This window comes from Burkholderia sp. CCA53 (assembly GCF_001685525.1).
Classification (GTDB): domain Bacteria; phylum Pseudomonadota; class Gammaproteobacteria; order Burkholderiales; family Burkholderiaceae; genus Burkholderia; species Burkholderia multivorans.
Window position 1 is genome coordinate 547396 of the sequence record NZ_BDDJ01000002.1, and the last position, 14503, is coordinate 561898.

Genomic DNA, 14503 nt, shown 5'->3' on the forward strand with positions numbered 1-14503 from the left:
CGAGCGCCACGAGTCTTGTCCGTTTTGCCATCAGTTTCGGACGTTGCCTATTTTTTGAGCCACGAGTCGGAAGACCGCGCCACGGGTTTTTCGTGGCAACTGATGGCTTAATAACCTTTTAAAAATCAGTACGTTAAGTTCAGATCGCGATGCAAACCACGTGTCCACGAGTTGTTCTGCGCCCTATCCCCTCGCATGGCGTGGACAACGCAGATCACCCGGAGCCGGCGCATTCGGCCGCACTCACGCTGAGCGCGCACGAAATCTATGAAGCGACGGGTTACCGACAGCCAGCACGGCAACTACGCGCGCTCACTTTGGCAGGCATCCCGGCCGACCGCAGACCTGACGGCAGCGTCAGAGTCTGGCGTCACCACGTGCTCGGTTTTGCCGCTCATGAAAAGAAAACCAACCGGAAACGCCCAAAGCTAACCTCTGACATGAAGGACACCACAAAATGATCGGACGTCGCCGAAGCCCCTCTTTCCTGCCAGCCCGCGTCTACGAGAAACATGGGTCATGGTGGTTCGTCGATAAGAATCGGAAATGGCACAAACTCTGCCGCGTCCGAGACGGCATCGTCCGCCTGTACGAATCACTGGCCGAGTACACACGTGCATCCGATAGCGCGGCAGCGCTCGACAACACGATGCCGGCCCTCATCGATGACTGGATGCGAAAAAAGCTTCCGGCCTATGCTCCGAAAACTCGTGCCAACTACGTGAAGATGATCGGACTCATCCGAAAGGAGTTTGGTCCCCAATGGCTGATCGAGGACGTCAGGCCAGCCGATGTTGCGCGGTTCCTGGATAAACATTTCCACGACAAGCCGAGCAGCAGCAACAAGCACAAGGCATTGCTGTCGCTGATCTTCATGCACGCAGTTCGAAGAGGGCTCTGTGACGGCAATCCCGCGCGCGAAGTCGGCGCGGCCAAGGAAAGGAAGCGGGATCGCTACATAACGGACGACGAGTTGGACGCAGTACGAGCTGCAATCGTTGCCGGTGCCGACTACAAGACTTCGTCCGCACGCTCAATTCTCTGCCTGGTCGATCTGGCATACCAGACCGCTCAACGCATTGGGGACCTGCTCGCCCTGAATTGGCAAAACGTGTCTGATGAAGGGATTTCGTTCCATCCGAGCAAAACGGTCAACAGCAGCGGCGTGCGCCTGCTGATCGAAATGACCCCGGACCTGCGCGAAACACTGGATCGCGCGCGCGGCGGCAAGGTCACCGCAATCGGGCCTGTGATCTGCACACACACTGGCGGGCGCTTCACCTACATCGGCGCGTACTCTGCGTGGAAACGTGCGTGCGAACGCGCACGGTCGACGTACGAGAAAGAGTGCGCAAAGAAAGGTATTGAACCGAACCCGCTATATCTGACCGGTATGCACTTCCACGATCTGCGGGCGAAGGCGCTGACCGATCTGAAACGACAGCGAGGAGCCGCTGCCGCGCAATCGCTGGCCGGCCACACGACCGAAAGCATGACGGCACACTACACGAAGGCACGCGAGGTAGAACGCGTCCAACCGGTTCCGTTGACGCGCGCAAGTTAGACGTCGGCGCCCATGTTAGACGAGACGGCTCCCCGGACCGGCCGGGGAGCCTTGTACAGCAATGGTTTCCTACTGAAACGCCACTTCGGCAAAGCTCCGCAGCTTGCGGCTATGCAGCTTGTCGAGCCCGTTCGTCCGCAGGATCTCCATCGCCCTTACGCCGATCTGCAGATGCTGATCGACCTGTGCACGATAGAACTGATCGGCCATGCCCGGCAGTTTCAGCTCGCCGTGCAGCGGCTTGTCCGACACGCACAGCAGCGTCCCGTACGGCACGCGGAAGCGGAAGCCGTTCGCGGCGATCGTCGCGCTTTCCATGTCGAGCGCGATCGCGCGGCTCTGCGACAGACGCTGCACGGGCTCGCGATGATCGCGCAATTCCCAGTTGCGGTTGTCGACGCTCGCGACCGTACCCGTGCGCATCACGCGCTTCAGCTCCGCGCCTTCGAGCTGCGTGACGTCCGCCACCGCGCGCTCGAGCGCGAGCTGCACTTCGGCGAGCGCCGGAATCGGCACCCACAGCGGCAGATCGGCGTCGAGCACGTGATCCTCGCGCACGTAACCGTGTGCGAGCACGTAGTCGCCGAGGCGCTGCGTGTTGCGCAGCCCCGCGCAGTGACCGAGCATCACCCATGCATGCGGCCGCAGCACGGCGATGTGGTCGGTGATCGTCTTCGCGTTCGACGGACCGACACCGATGTTGACCATCGTGATTCCGCTGCCGTCGGCCCGCTTCAGGTGATACGCGGGCATCTGCGGCAGGCGCGGCGGTGCGGCGCCTTCGGCCGCCTCGCTGCCGAGGTTCGCGTTGTACGTAACGACATCGCCCGGCTCGACGAACGCGCTGTACTGGCTGCGATACGCGCGCACGTCGGGATCGTCGCTCTCGGTCATCATCGTGCGGCCGAGCTTCACGAACTCGTCGATATAGAACTGATAGTTCGTGTAGAGCACGTAGTTCTGGAAATGCGTCGGCGACGTCGCGGTGTAGTGGCGCAGCCGATGCAGCGAGAAATCGACGCGCGCGGCAGTAAACAGCGCCAGCGGATGCGGCTCGCCGGGCGCCGGCTCGAACGTGCCGTTCACGATCCGGTCGTCGAGATACGAGAGGTCCGGCGTATCGAAGATGTCGCGCATCGCGAGCAGGCTGTCGCGGTCGAGTTCGCCTTCGAGATGGATGCCTTCCGGAAACGCGAAGTGAACCGGAATCGGCTGCGACGACACGCCGATCTCGATCTTCACGTGGTGGTTCTTCGCCAGCAGACGCAGCTGCTCGCGATAGTAGTTCGCGAAAAGATCCGGGCGCGTGACCGTTGTTTCGAACACGCCGGGGCCCGCGACGAAACCGTACGAGCGCCGCGAGTCGACATTGGTGTTCACGTCGGTGCGAATCCGCACGAACGGATAGCACGCGCGCACGTGCTCGGCGATCGTTTCGTGGCGACGATAGCGCGCGAACGCGTCGCGCAGGAAACCGGTGTTGGTGTCGTAGATGGCGGACAGCCGCGCGACGGCGGCGATCGGGTCGTCGAAAGCTTCGACCGGCGGGCTCTCCGGCGTCAGCATCCGGTGCCCGCGGCTCAAATCGTTCTTCATTTTCATCACCTCGTCTGATCCGACGACATTACCACGGAACCCGGTCACGCTCATGGCTGCCCACGCGCACGCGGGGGCCGGATGGCGCGCAGTATTTGCTAAAATCGGCGGGTTCACTGGAGACTCATCATGAAGCCGCTCATTCTCGTCGCCGCTGCTGCCGCGTTTGCCGCCGCCAGCGCCGCTTTCGCCGCCGGCGGCACGCCAAGCGCGGACGCGCAGGCGCAGGCCGAAGCCAACGAAGCCGCCGGCCTGCCCGATCTCCGGCAGATCAACCGGCCGGCCGCAGAGGTCACGTCGAAAGTCGATTTCAGCGATATCCGCCGCACGCCGAGCTTCCACGAAAAAAGCAAGAACGGCACCGAGGTCACCGAGTACCGCGACCGCGGCAAGCCGGTCGAGATCGACGTGAAGTCGAACTTCGGCACGCGCTATCAGATGAGCTCGACGCCCGACACGTCGCCGAAGCCGCACGACGCCGGCGTGCCGATTACGCGCCTGCCGTCGGTCAACCTGCGCTACTGACCGGGGCCGCGCCGCGTCGCTCCCGGCACGGCGCGCCCGCCTCTCTCCACTCCCGTCGCGACGCGCGCACTGCGCGCGCCGGCACACTGACCACACGCATCTCGCATGGCCGTTTTCACCGCTGTTTCCGACTCCGATCTCGCGCAATGGATGCGCCACTACGCACTGGGCGACGTCGTTGCGTTCCGCGGCATTCCGTCCGGCATCGAGAACAGCAACTTCTTCCTGACGACGACGCGCGGCGAGTACGTGCTGACGATCTTCGAAAAGCTGACGGCGGAGCAGTTGCCGTTCTACCTCGACCTGATGCGCCATCTCGCCGGCCACGGCGTGCCGGTCCCCGATCCGGTGCCGCGCGACGACGGCGCGCTGTTCGGCACGCTGCACGGCAAGCCGGCCGCGATCGTCACGAAGCTCGACGGTGCGGCCGAACTCGCGCCGGGGGTCGAACACTGCATCGAGGTCGGCCAGATGCTGGCGCGCATGCATCTGGCGGGGCGCGACTATCCGCGCCGGCAGCCGAACCTGCGCAGCCTGCCGTGGTGGCAGGAGAACGTGCCGGCGATGGTGCCGTTCGTGACCGACGCGCAGCGCGCGCTGCTCGAAGGCGAACTCGCGCATCAGGCGCGCTTCTTCGGCTCTGAAGACTACGCGGCACTGCCGGGCGGCCCGTGCCACTGCGATCTGTTCCGCGACAACGTGCTGTTCGCACACGCGGCGCCCGACACGGGGCACGCGGTGCGGCTCGGCGGCTTCTTCGACTTCTATTTCGCCGGCTGCGACAAGTGGCTGTTCGACGTCGCGGTCACGGTCAACGACTGGTGCGTCGACCTCGCGACCGGCGTGCTCGACACCGCGCGCGCCGACGCGCTGCTGCGCGCCTACCAGACGGTCCGGCCGTTCACGGTCGAGGAGCGCCGTCACTGGAGCGACATGCTGCGCGCGGGCGCGTACCGCTTCTGGGTGTCGCGTCTGTACGACTTCTACCTGCCGCGTGCGGCCGAGATGCTGAAGCCGCACGATCCCGGCCATTTCGAACGCATTCTGCGCGAGCGTATCGCCCATACGCCGGCGCTTCCCGAGATCCAAACCGCATGCAACTGATCGAAGTGCCCGCGAAAACGGGCTATGTCTGGTTCCGACAAGGCATCTGGCTGTTCCGCCGGAATCCGCTCGCGTTCATCACGCTGTTCTTCACCTATCTGCTCGCGATCACGCTGGTGTCGATGGTGCCGATCGTCGGCGCGGCGCTGCCGCTGCTGTTCATTCCGGGCATTGCGGTCGGCTTCATGGCCGCGTGCCGCGACACAGTGGCCGGCAAATCGGTGATGCCGACGATTCTCGTCGACGGCTTCCGCTCGTACGGCAGCGTCGCGACGCAGCGGCTGCTGGTGCTCGGCGTCATCTACGTCGTGTCGATGATCCTGGTGTTCGCGGCATCGTCGGTGATGGACGGCGGCGTGCTGTTTCATCTGATGATGGGCGCGACCGGCGACGCGAACCCGGCGCCCGAAGCGCTGGCCGCGCAAGGCACGCTCGGCGCGCTGCTGTTCGCGACGCTGCTCTACGTGCCCGTCGCGATGCTGTTCTGGTTCGCGCCGGTGCTGATCGCATGGCACGACATCCCGCCGGCGAAGGCGCTGTTCTTCAGCATCGTCAGCTGCTGGCGCAATCGCGGCGCATTCCTCGTGTACGGCCTGCTCTGGTTCGGCGTCGCGCTCGGCACGTCGCTCGGGCTCTCGCTGCTGCTGCAGGCGCTCGGTGCGGCCGCCTACGCCCTCACGATCATGATGCCGGTGACGATCATCATCGTGACGATGCTGTACTGCTCGTTCTACGCCACGTATCGCGGCTGTTTCGGCGTGCAGGAGCCCGGCGCGGCGACCACCTCGGGCCGCTGACCGCCCCGCAATCGGCCGGCATGCGTGTGCCGGCCGCCTTCTTTTCCATCCGTTCAGCGCGCATGGCGGCGCCTGCCAGCAACCGCGCCCGCGCTCGGCAGTCCATCGCCCGAGCCGGACAGCCCGTCATTGGCGCTGTTCAATGCGATCTTTTGCGCGCAGAATAATTCGCACGCTAATCTTTAGCGCATGTTTCGATGCGCCGACACCATGGATCGCCTTCCGACACTGCCGCAAACGCTCGACGAGCAACTCTGCTTCGCGCTGTACTCGACGTCGCACGCGATGACGAAGGCGTACAAGCCGCTGCTCGACAAGCTGTCGCTGACCTATCCGCAATATCTGGCGATGCTCGTGCTGTGGGAGCGTGACGACCTCGCGGTGAAGGACGTCGCGGCCCGGCTCGATCTCGATCCGGCGACCGTCACGCCGCTGCTCAAGCGCCTCGAGGCGCTCGGCTACGTCGAGCGCGTGCGCAGCGCGGCGGACGAGCGTATCGTGAACGTTCGCGTGACGGCCGCCGGACGGGCGTTGAAAGAGCAGGCGCGCTCGGTACCTGCCGAACTGTTCTGCGCAATGCAGCAGACGCCTGAATTCCTGATCCGCCTGCGCGGCGATCTGCAGCAATTGCGCGACGCGCTGTCGGCGGCGAACGAGCGCTGACCGTCAGCGCTGCCGGCGCGAGTCCGCGCTTCCCGTTCAACGGGCTCGGTCAAATTAATTTGCACACTAATTTTTAGTGTTCTATATTTACCCCGTGGCCGGCGACCGAGTCGACCCGGACCGCTTCCCCTTCTCTGACAGGAGCAGCACGATGAACATTTTGTACAAGACGAGCGCCACGAGCACGGGCGGCCGCGACGGCCGCGCGGTGTCCGAAGATCACAAGCTGGAGGTCAAGCTCGCCGCGCCGCGTGAGCTTGGCGGCACCGGTGCGGAAGGCACGAATCCCGAACAGCTCTTCGCCGCCGGCTATTCGGCCTGCTTTCTGAGCGCGATGAAGTTTGTCGCCGGCCAGAGCAAGCAGACGCTGCCGGCCGACACGCAAGTGACTGCCCAGGTCGGGCTCGGTCCGAACGACGCCGGCGGCTTCGCGCTCGACATCGAGCTGCGCGTGTCTCTGCCGGGCATCGACAAAGCGGACGCGCAGGCGCTCGTCGAAAAAGCGCACCAGGTCTGCCCGTACTCGAACGCGACGCGCAACAACGTGCCGGTACGGCTGACGGTCGTCTGACGCGCGCCCGGCGGCGAATGCAAAAAGGGCGCGTGCGGCTCGATGCCGCACGCGCCCTTCTTCCATGTCGTACCGAAGCGGGCCGTCGCTTCGGCGTTCGATGCTTATCGTGCGCCGAACGAATACGGACGGTTCATCGCCGCTTCACGGTCGATCTTGCGCATCCGGAATTCCAGGTCGTAGATGTCGGTCGCTTCGGACAGGTACGCCTCGGCACGCTCCTTCGCGGCTTGCTCGGCGTTCTTGGTCAGCATCAGGAAGAGGTGGCTCAGCAGGTACATAATCGATCTCGCATTCGTGGACTAGGGTTTTCCCTGATTATAGGGAAAACCCTAGTCGAATGCCAGTGTCAATCAGTCGGTGCGTCGTTCGGTTGCCACAGTGCGCCGATGCGTTTCGAAAAAGGACCAGACCATCGCGCTCGCATCGGGACCGACGGCGGCATGGAACGGCACCGCTTCGTCGCCGCCCGACCATGCGTGTTCGAGCCCCTTCACATGACAGAGCCGCACGACCGATTCGCCGTCGCGCCGCACGTCGACGATCCGCGCCCCGGCTTGTCGCGTCTCCACGCGCTCGCCGCCGCGCAGCGCGCCGCGGCTGTCTGCGAGCCCGTTCAGGCGCATGAACTGCACGGCCAGTTCGTCTGCGTTCTTCGGTGCGACGACGCGATCGCCGTCGCCCTGCAGGATCAGCGCCGGCATTCCGGGATAGCTGTCGGCATCGATCAGCGCATCGACCACGGCCGCCGGGTTCTCGCGCAGCCCGCGCCGCATCACGTCCATCGCCGAGATGCCGGAATTCGCTTCGCCGAGCGCGGGGCCCGAATGCAGCGCGACCGCCGCGAACCGGTCGGCGTGGTGCAGCGCCAGCAGCGACGCGAGCCCGGCGCCGGCCGACAGTCCCGCGACGTAGACGCGTGACGCATCGAAGCCGTGCTCGTCGACGAGCGCGTCGACGAGCGACGCGACCGCATCGGCTTCGCCGCGGCCCGCACGGTCGGTATCTTCATACCAGTGCCAGCAGCCGTGCGAATGCGCGCGCATCGACTGCTCGGGGTATAGCACCGCAAAGCCGTGCTTGTCGGCGAGCAGGTTCATCCGCGTGCCCTGCGCGAACGCATCGGCGGTCTGCTGGCAGCCGTGCAGCATCACGACGAGCGGCATCGCTTCGCGCCGGTGCGCGGGCGGCACGTAAAGCGCGTAGGCGAGCTGCTGGACCAGGCGCCCAAGCGCAGGCGCCATCGGATGTTCGCCGCGCGTCCACTCGCCCGCCGCCCACGCCGCCGCGCGCGGACGCACGCGCGATTCGCGCGGCATGGATACTTCGGATGCAACCGGGGACGCGGCGGCGTCAAGCACGTCGCGCGTGAGCCGACGGGCATCACGCGCGGCACGCTTCGCGGCCGGAGACAGCACGCGTTTCATGCCCCCCAGCCACATTTTCGTCAGACTTTTGGTCATCGATCGGACTCGCGGTCAGGAAAATGGGGACGCCTCGCAAGGCGTATCGTCTGTATTTGTGCAATGCACAATAGCACTCTTCGTGGGATCTTTCCTGCTGGCCGATGGTTCCCCGTCGCGTACGGAGCGGGCCCCGCGCACGCGCGGCGCTATACTCGTGGTTCGCCGCTTGTATCCGTTGTAGTCGTTCTTCCCGGCTCGCGCGTTGATTTGAGCATTCGTCCCGTTTCCGTTCGTGCCCCTTCCGATGTTCGACCTCCCGCCCCGTCTGTGGATCACGATTACCGCGTTCGGTGGCGCGGGACTCACGCTGCCGCTCGCGATCACGATCGCGATCTGGCTCGTGCTCGGCTATTCGTGGCAGCGCGCCGCCGGCTGGCTCGCGGTGCTCGCGACCGCGATCGGCGTGGTCGCGCTGACCAAGATCGCGTTCCTCGGCTGGGGCATCGGCGTGCGCGCCTGGGATTTCACCGGATTCAGCGGACACGCGATGCTGTCGACGGCCGTCTATCCGGTCGCCATCTTCCTCGCGCTGATTCGCGCCCGCACGCCGGTGCGCGTGGCCGGCATCGCGCTCGGGCTCGCGGCGGGCGTCGCGGTCGGCGTGTCGCGTGTCGCGCTCGACGCGCATTCGCCGTCCGAATCGGTCACCGGCTGCATCGTCGGCGCCGCTGCGGCGCTCGTCTTCATCGCCGCATCGTGGCGTGCGGTGCCGCACCGCTGGTCGGTGCCGGCCGTCGTCGCGAGCCTCGCGCTCGTCACCGTCGCGCTGCACGGCATCACCGTGCCGTCGCACCGCTGGGTCACGCAGGTCGCGCTGCATCTGTCCGGGCACGAGCGCCCGTTCGTCCGCGCGCGCTGGAAGGCGAACCCGAACTACCATCCGGCATCGCAGCCGTCGTCGCTGCAGCGCACCGAATCGGTCCAGCAGACGCTGCACACCTAAGCACGCCGCGCCCCGTTTCCCGGCCGAACCCGATCATGCCTGCCGTCGCATGTGCGATATGCCAAGCGTTATAACCCGCCCTATATTACGATTACGGTTTTCACCACTCGAACGAATCGCCATGCGCTCCTCCGTCCGTCCGCTTCGCCGCACCCTGCTCCGTCTGCTGCCGATCGCCGCGCTTGGCGCGGGGATCGCGTTCAGCGCGCCTGCGTCGGCCGCCGACGAGCTCGTCGTCTCAGCCGCCGCCAGCCTGACGAACGCGTTCAAGGCCGTCGGCGATGCGTACGAGCAGCAGCATCCGGGCACGAAGGTGCTGTTCAACTTCGGCGCCTCCGACGTGCTGATGCTGCAGATCGCGAAGGGCGCACCGGCCGACGTGTTTGCCTCGGCCGATCAGAAGGCGATGGACCGCGCGGCCGACGAAAAGGTGATCGTGCCGGGCACGCGCCGCGACTTTGCGGCGAACTCGCTCGTGCTGATCGTACCGGCGGACAGCCACGCGGCGCCGCCGGCGTCGCTGCGCGACCTGACCGCGCCCGGCGTGAAGCGCATCGCGTACGGCGATCCGGCGTCGGTGCCGGTCGGCCGCTACACCGAAGGTGCGCTGCGCGCGGCCGGCGTGTGGGACGCCGTCAGCGCGAAAGGCGTGCTGGCCGCGAACGTGCGGCAAAGCCTCGACTACGTCGCGCGCGGCGAGGTCGACGCGGGCTTCGTGTTCGGCACCGATGCGGCCATCATGCCGGGCCGCGTGAAAGTCGCGCTGACGGTGCCGACGCAGACCGCGATCACGTATCCGATCGCGATCGTCAAGGACAGCCGCCACGCGGCGCAGGCGCAGTCGTTCGTCGACTTCGTCGCGTCGCCGCAGGGCCAGGCCGTGCTCGCGAAGTTCGGCTTCAAGCCGACGGCCGGCAAGTGAGCGTCGAGCGATGCAGGACGCCTGGATTCCGCTGCTGCTGTCACTGAAGGTGGCCGGCTGGGCGACCGCGCTCGACGTCGTGCTCGGCGTCGCGGCCGCGTTCGCGCTCGCGCGCTGGCGCTCGCCGCTGCGCGACGTCGTCGATTCGCTGCTGACGCTGCCGCTCGTGCTGCCGCCGACGGTGCTCGGCTACTACCTGCTCGTGCTGCTCGGGCGGCGTGGCGTGTTCGGCGCATGGCTCGACCGGCTCGGCATCGAGCTCGTGTTCACGTGGCAGGGCGCCGTGATCGCGTCGATGGTCGTCGCGTTTCCGCTGATCCTGAAATCGGCGCGCGCGGCGTTCGAGGGCGTCGATCCGCATCTCGAACGCGCGGCGCGCACGCTCGGGCTCGGCGAAGCGGCCGTGTTCTTTCGCGTGACGCTACCGCTCGCCGCGCGCGGCATTCTCGCGGGCGCGCTGCTCGCGTTCGCACGCGCGCTCGGCGAATTCGGCGCGACGCTGATGATCGCCGGCAATCTGCCGGGGCGCACGCAGACGCTGTCCGTCGCGATCTACGCGGCCGTGCAGGCCGGCGACGACAGCACGGCCAACTTCCTCGTGCTCGTCACGTCGATTACCTGCGTGCTCGTGCTGCTCGCGACCGGGTGGCTCGTGCCGTCGCGGGCGAGAAGGAGTCAGCCGACATGACCGACGTCGTGCACACCTGTCGGACGACCGCGGCGCATGCAAGGCACCGCGCACGCCGCAGCGCGGCGCAACGGCCTCGCAGGAGCGGCAGATGAGTCTCGTCGTCGACATTCGCAAGATGTACGCGACCGCGGAGCGCCGCTTCACGCTCGACGTGTCGTTTACCGCGACGACGCAGCGCGTCGTGCTGTTCGGGCCGTCCGGCGCGGGCAAGAGCATGACGCTGCAGGCGATCGCCGGGTTGCTCGCGCCCGACGAAGGCACGATCGCGCTGCACGGCGAGCCGCTGTTCGATGCGGCGCGCCGCATCGACGTACCGACGCGCGCGCGCCGCGTCGCCTATCTGTTTCAGGACTATGCGCTGTTCCCGCACCTGAACGTGCGCCAGAACATCGCGTTCGGACTCACGGCCGGCCTGCGCAACCCGCGCGCGAACGCGCTGCCGCCCGAGGTCGCGTACTGGCTGCGCGCGTTCGATCTCGAACCGCTGGCCGCGCAGTATCCATCGCAGTTGTCCGGCGGACAGAAGCAACGCGTCGCGCTTGCGCGCGCGCTCGTCGCGCAGCCGCGCATCCTGCTGCTCGACGAGCCGTTCGCGGCGCTCGACGGCGCGATGCGTCAGCGCATGCGTCACGAGCTGGCCGAACTGCAGGCGCGGCTCGACATTCCGATGGTGCTGATTTCGCACGACCCGGACGACGTCGCCGCCTTCGGCGACCAGGTCGTGCAACTGAACGACGGACGCGTCCAGCCGGCCGCGCCGCATCCCGGATGGCCGACCCGCGTAATCTGAGCGGGCGCGCACGATAGCCGTACGACCTGAGAGAAGCCGCGAGAAAGCGGTATCGAAGAAAGCGAAGCGGAAACGATGTGCATGCGGCGCGACCGCATGCGCATCGCGACCGTGCCGCGGCGCTATTCCGTCATCGCGAGCAGCACGCTCGATGCCTTGAACAGCGCGAACGCGCGGCGGCCCGCGACCAGCTGCAGCGCGTCGACGCTGTCGTTCGTGACGACGGCCGTCAGCGTGCCGCCGCCGTCGAGCGCGAGCGTCACTTCGCTGTTGACCGCCCCGCCATCGACCGACTCGACCGTTCCGCGCAGCCGGTTGCGCGCGGACACCTTCGGCGCCGGGCCGCCGTCATCGGCCGCGAGCACGACCGATGATGCGTTGACGAGCGCGCAGGCGTGCGCACCGGTGTGCAGCCCGAGCGTGCGCGCGCCGTCGTGCGTGAGCACCGCGACGATCGCCTGGCCGCCGGGCAGCATCAGCGTCACTTCGTCGTTGACGGTGCCGCGCACGATCGACTCCACCTCCCCGACCCACTGATTGCGCGCGCTGGTCTTCATCCCGATCCGGCCGAGCAGCGCCCAGTCGACGTCGAAGCCTGCCACGGCCGCGCTGGCGGCCGCAATGAAGCGGCGATGCTCGCGCTCGATCGTGCGGAAGGCGGCGATCAGCGACGTCGCGCGCGGCGTGAGCGTCGTGCCGCCGCCGCCCTTGCCGCCGGTCGAGCGCACGACGAGCGGCTCGCCCGCGAGGTTGTTCATCGTGTCGACCGCGTCCCACGCGGCCTTGTAGCTCAAGCCGACGGCCTTCGCCGCGCGCGTGATCGATCCCGTGTCGCCGATCGCCGCGAGCAGCGCGATGCGCGTCGCGCCGCCGAGCGTCTGCTCGCCCGCGCGCAGCCACAGTTCGCCGCCCAGCGCGAGCGGTTCGGCGGAAGACGGAGAAGACGGGGCGTCGCTCATCGATCGGTACCGGAAAAACGGGCGGCCATTATAGTCGGCGCGCGCTCACGCCGATTTGCCGCGCAGCTTCGGCGGACGCAGGCTCGCGAGCAGCGCCTCCGCATCGTGTGCGGCACGCCGTTCGAGCGCCGCGCCGTAGCCGCGCACGAAACCGATCTGGTATGGCGGTGCGGCGAGCTGCTCGAGATGATGGAGCGCAACGATCGTATCGTTCGCTTCGCCGAGCACGCTCTGCACGCGCGCGAGCGTCTTCGCGGTCTCGCCGCGCGTGCGCCGCGACGCGAGCGACGCGAAGAACTCGAGCGCGTAGCGCAGCCGCTTCGCGTCGATCCGCACGCGATGCCGCGCGGCCGTGTCGAGCGACGCCAGCGACGGCACCGCGTACAGATGACCGAACAGCTGCCGTACGCGCTTGGCCGCATGACGGGGCAGCGGCGTCATCTCGTCGTCGGCCGCCGACGGAAACGCGAGCGTGCTAAGCCATTCGAGCCAGCCGAGCGTCAGCCGCGCGTAGCGCGCCGAATGCAGCGCCTGCCGCAGCTCGACACGCGCCGTCGCGCTCTGCGCACGTGCGACGTCGAGCGTGCCGCTCCAGTCGGCGCTGCCGCCGTCGGCCGCGATCAGCGCGGGCAAGGTTTCGGTCGCGAACACGTCCCAGTCGCGCACCGTGCCGAGCAGACCGGCGAGCCAGCGCAAGTCGACGCCGAACGTGTCCTTCCAGTGCCGATCCGCGAAGTGCGGAAAGAACCGCATCAGCGTACGCAGCCGCCGCAGCGCGACGCGCATCTGGTGCACGAATTCGGGATCGTCGCGATCGAGCACGCCGCCTTCGTTGCCGAGCCATTGCGCGGCGATGTCGCCGGACAGCGCGAACAGCGCGGCGCGCTGCGAGCGGATGCCGGTCAGTTCGACGAGCCGCGCCTTGATCGGCACCGCGGCGCCGAGCTCCCCCGCGCACGCGCGGTCGATCACGCTCGTCAGCTGCACGAAGGCCGGCCATGCGCCGCTCAGCTCGCGCGCGGCAGCAAACAGCGCGCGCAGTGCGGCCGTGCGGGCTTCCGGCGTGTCCCAGTCGGGCGCCGCGAGCCGCAGTTCGACATAGCGGCGCGGCCGCGCATCGCTGTCGTGCACGGCGATGTCGTCGAGCGTCATCTCGACGACGACGCCGCTGTCGTCGGCCCAGCGCCCGCGCCGCCGTTCGCTGACGAGCGTCACGCCGTGCGTGTCGGGCCGCATGCCGGCAGGCCCGTCGGCGTTCGGCGCGGCGCGCGCGCCGTCGCCGGTCGTTGCGGCCGCAGCCGATGCGCCCTTGCCTTGCACCTGTGTTTCGGTTCGTGCGGCCGACGTCGTGCACGCGGCGTTGCGCGCCTTCGCGACCGATCGGCGTTGCGCTTTGGCGGCGGCGTTCGGCTGCGGATCGGGCGCCGGTTCGGCAGCTGCGTCGTCGGGCGATGCCGAACCGTCGCCGCATGCGGACACGGCGATGCCCGCATGTTCGGCATCGAACAGTTCGCGCTGCGTGACGCCCGGCGCGAACGCCTGCGTGCGCGCGGCGACGACGCGCGTGCCCTGCGCATTCGATTCGACCCAGGTCCACCAGCTCGCGCCGGCGCTCGGCTCGGCCTCGACGACGCGGCACGGCTCGATCGTCACGCGCTCGTGCCCGCGCCGCATCCGCACCTGCGGACAAATCCGCCATGCGCGCACGAGTTCCGCGCCGAAGTCGCGCGGCGCGCCGCGCGCGCGGTTCGACGCGGCCATCGGCCATCCTTCGAGCGACAGGCACAACGCGATTTCCAGCACACGCGACATGGAAGCTCCCGCAAAGCATGCCGCGCCGGCGCAGGTTCGACGCCGGCGCGTCCGGTGAAGCGTCCATGGTACACGGCCGTCACGCCGAGCGGCATCCGGC

At 67.5% G+C, this 14503-nt stretch carries 16 protein-coding genes; 11 read left to right on the forward strand and 5 right to left on the reverse strand.

The annotated features are described in order from the left end of the window. Window positions 1-149 precede the first annotated feature (149 nt). Together BCR55_RS31210 and BCR55_RS33530 are read left to right on the forward strand one after the other, a co-directional pair. Window positions 150-461, forward strand: coding sequence for a DUF4224 domain-containing protein (locus BCR55_RS31210; protein ID WP_080512328.1), 312 nt, complete (start codon window positions 150-152; stop codon window positions 459-461). Then, window positions 458-1564 (forward strand): tyrosine-type recombinase/integrase, encoded by a 1107-nt coding sequence (locus BCR55_RS33530; protein WP_012217448.1) that lies wholly within the window; start codon window positions 458-460, stop codon window positions 1562-1564. Before BCR55_RS31210 ends, BCR55_RS33530 begins: the two co-directional genes overlap by 4 nt. Window positions 1565-1633: 69 nt before the next feature. Here the strand turns inward: BCR55_RS33530 and BCR55_RS18955 are convergent, their stop codons facing one another. After that, window positions 1634-3160, reverse strand: a complete 1527-nt coding sequence (locus BCR55_RS18955; protein WP_006399438.1) for an AMP nucleosidase — start codon at window positions 3158-3160, stop codon at window positions 1634-1636. Between the two features lie 129 nt (window positions 3161-3289). Between BCR55_RS18955 and BCR55_RS18960 the strand changes: the two genes are divergently transcribed. The 5 genes from BCR55_RS18960 to BCR55_RS18980 all read left to right on the forward strand — a co-directional run bounded on the left by BCR55_RS18960 (window position 3290) and on the right by BCR55_RS18980 (window position 6820). Further along, window positions 3290-3685, forward strand: a complete 396-nt coding sequence (locus BCR55_RS18960; protein ID WP_065495433.1) for a hypothetical protein — start codon at window positions 3290-3292, stop codon at window positions 3683-3685. Between the two features lie 105 nt (window positions 3686-3790). Beyond that, entirely contained in the window at window positions 3791-4789 is a 999-nt protein-coding gene (locus tag BCR55_RS18965) for a homoserine kinase (RefSeq protein WP_065495435.1), read from the forward strand. Further along, on the forward strand, window positions 4780-5586 hold the full coding sequence (locus tag BCR55_RS18970) for a BPSS1780 family membrane protein (RefSeq protein ID WP_006404140.1): 807 nt from the start codon (window positions 4780-4782) through the stop codon (window positions 5584-5586). Before BCR55_RS18965 ends, BCR55_RS18970 begins: the two co-directional genes overlap by 10 nt. A 210-nt stretch (window positions 5587-5796) precedes the next feature. After that, window positions 5797-6249: a MarR family winged helix-turn-helix transcriptional regulator gene (locus BCR55_RS18975; protein ID WP_006408772.1), complete on the forward strand. Its 453-nt coding sequence runs from the start codon at window positions 5797-5799 to the stop codon at window positions 6247-6249. Between the two features lie 151 nt (window positions 6250-6400). Next, a complete protein-coding gene (locus BCR55_RS18980) occupies window positions 6401-6820 on the forward strand; it encodes an organic hydroperoxide resistance protein (protein ID WP_006399433.1) in 420 nt (139 codons plus the stop codon). A gap of 104 nt (window positions 6821-6924) precedes the next feature. Here the strand turns inward: BCR55_RS18980 and BCR55_RS18985 are convergent, their stop codons facing one another. Further along, window positions 6925-7101, reverse strand: coding sequence for a DUF3563 family protein (locus BCR55_RS18985; protein WP_006399432.1), 177 nt, complete (start codon window positions 7099-7101; stop codon window positions 6925-6927). Between the two features lie 72 nt (window positions 7102-7173). Then, complete coding sequence (locus BCR55_RS18990; RefSeq protein ID WP_065495437.1) at window positions 7174-8283, reverse strand: PHB depolymerase family esterase; 1110 nt, start codon at window positions 8281-8283, stop codon at window positions 7174-7176. A gap of 247 nt (window positions 8284-8530) precedes the next feature. On the opposite strand from BCR55_RS18990, the gene BCR55_RS18995 reads away from it, so the two are divergent. The 4 genes from BCR55_RS18995 (at window position 8531) to BCR55_RS19010 (ending at window position 11632) form a co-directional block, all read left to right on the forward strand. Then, complete coding sequence (locus BCR55_RS18995) at window positions 8531-9229, forward strand: phosphatase PAP2 family protein (RefSeq protein WP_006408775.1); 699 nt, start codon at window positions 8531-8533, stop codon at window positions 9227-9229. 121 nt (window positions 9230-9350) lie between these two features. Continuing rightward, window positions 9351-10151: a molybdate ABC transporter substrate-binding protein gene (modA, locus tag BCR55_RS19000; RefSeq protein WP_065495439.1), complete on the forward strand. Its 801-nt coding sequence runs from the start codon at window positions 9351-9353 to the stop codon at window positions 10149-10151. A 10-nt stretch (window positions 10152-10161) separates the two neighbouring features. Next, on the forward strand, window positions 10162-10839 hold the full coding sequence (gene modB / locus BCR55_RS19005; RefSeq protein ID WP_006399428.1) for a molybdate ABC transporter permease subunit: 678 nt from the start codon (window positions 10162-10164) through the stop codon (window positions 10837-10839). Window positions 10840-10930: 91 nt separating this feature from the next. Beyond that, window positions 10931-11632 carry a sulfate/molybdate ABC transporter ATP-binding protein gene (locus BCR55_RS19010; protein WP_006404145.1) on the forward strand — a complete coding sequence of 234 codons (702 nt, stop codon included), beginning with the start codon at window positions 10931-10933 and terminating at the stop codon, window positions 11630-11632. Between the two features lie 122 nt (window positions 11633-11754). On the opposite strand, the gene BCR55_RS19015 is transcribed toward BCR55_RS19010, so the two are convergent. Continuing rightward, window positions 11755-12591: a TOBE domain-containing protein gene (locus tag BCR55_RS19015; protein WP_006404146.1), complete on the reverse strand. Its 837-nt coding sequence runs from the start codon at window positions 12589-12591 to the stop codon at window positions 11755-11757. A 45-nt stretch (window positions 12592-12636) separates the two neighbouring features. Continuing rightward, entirely contained in the window at window positions 12637-14403 is a 1767-nt protein-coding gene (locus BCR55_RS19020; RefSeq protein ID WP_065495441.1) for a CHAD domain-containing protein, read from the reverse strand. Window positions 14404-14503: the final 100 nt, after the last annotated feature.

Bases quoted from the DNA above. Each gene is read 5' to 3' on its own strand.
- BCR55_RS33530 (WP_012217448.1), top strand. From the start codon at position 458: ATGATCGGACGTCGCCGAAGCCCCTCTTTCCTGCCAGCCCGCGTCTAC.
- BCR55_RS18965 (WP_065495435.1), top strand. From the start codon at position 3,791: ATGGCCGTTTTCACCGCTGTTTCCGACTCCGATCTCGCGCAATGGATG.
- BCR55_RS19015 (WP_006404146.1), bottom strand. From the start codon at position 12,591: ATGAGCGACGCCCCGTCTTCTCCGTCTTCCGCCGAACCGCTCGCGCTG.
- BCR55_RS18995 (WP_006408775.1), top strand. From the start codon at position 8,531: ATGTTCGACCTCCCGCCCCGTCTGTGGATCACGATTACCGCGTTCGGT.
- BCR55_RS19010 (WP_006404145.1), top strand. From the start codon at position 10,931: ATGAGTCTCGTCGTCGACATTCGCAAGATGTACGCGACCGCGGAGCGC.
- BCR55_RS18990 (WP_065495437.1), bottom strand. From the start codon at position 8,283: ATGACCAAAAGTCTGACGAAAATGTGGCTGGGGGGCATGAAACGCGTG.
- BCR55_RS18955 (WP_006399438.1), bottom strand. From the start codon at position 3,160: ATGAAGAACGATTTGAGCCGCGGGCACCGGATGCTGACGCCGGAGAGC.
- modB (WP_006399428.1), top strand. From the start codon at position 10,162: ATGCAGGACGCCTGGATTCCGCTGCTGCTGTCACTGAAGGTGGCCGGC.
- BCR55_RS18975 (WP_006408772.1), top strand. From the start codon at position 5,797: ATGGATCGCCTTCCGACACTGCCGCAAACGCTCGACGAGCAACTCTGC.
- BCR55_RS18970 (WP_006404140.1), top strand. From the start codon at position 4,780: ATGCAACTGATCGAAGTGCCCGCGAAAACGGGCTATGTCTGGTTCCGA.
- BCR55_RS19020 (WP_065495441.1), bottom strand. From the start codon at position 14,403: ATGTCGCGTGTGCTGGAAATCGCGTTGTGCCTGTCGCTCGAAGGATGG.
- BCR55_RS18985 (WP_006399432.1), bottom strand. From the start codon at position 7,101: ATGTACCTGCTGAGCCACCTCTTCCTGATGCTGACCAAGAACGCCGAG.
- BCR55_RS18960 (WP_065495433.1), top strand. From the start codon at position 3,290: ATGAAGCCGCTCATTCTCGTCGCCGCTGCTGCCGCGTTTGCCGCCGCC.
- BCR55_RS18980 (WP_006399433.1), top strand. From the start codon at position 6,401: ATGAACATTTTGTACAAGACGAGCGCCACGAGCACGGGCGGCCGCGAC.
- BCR55_RS31210 (WP_080512328.1), top strand. From the start codon at position 150: ATGCAAACCACGTGTCCACGAGTTGTTCTGCGCCCTATCCCCTCGCAT.
- modA (WP_065495439.1), top strand. From the start codon at position 9,351: ATGCGCTCCTCCGTCCGTCCGCTTCGCCGCACCCTGCTCCGTCTGCTG.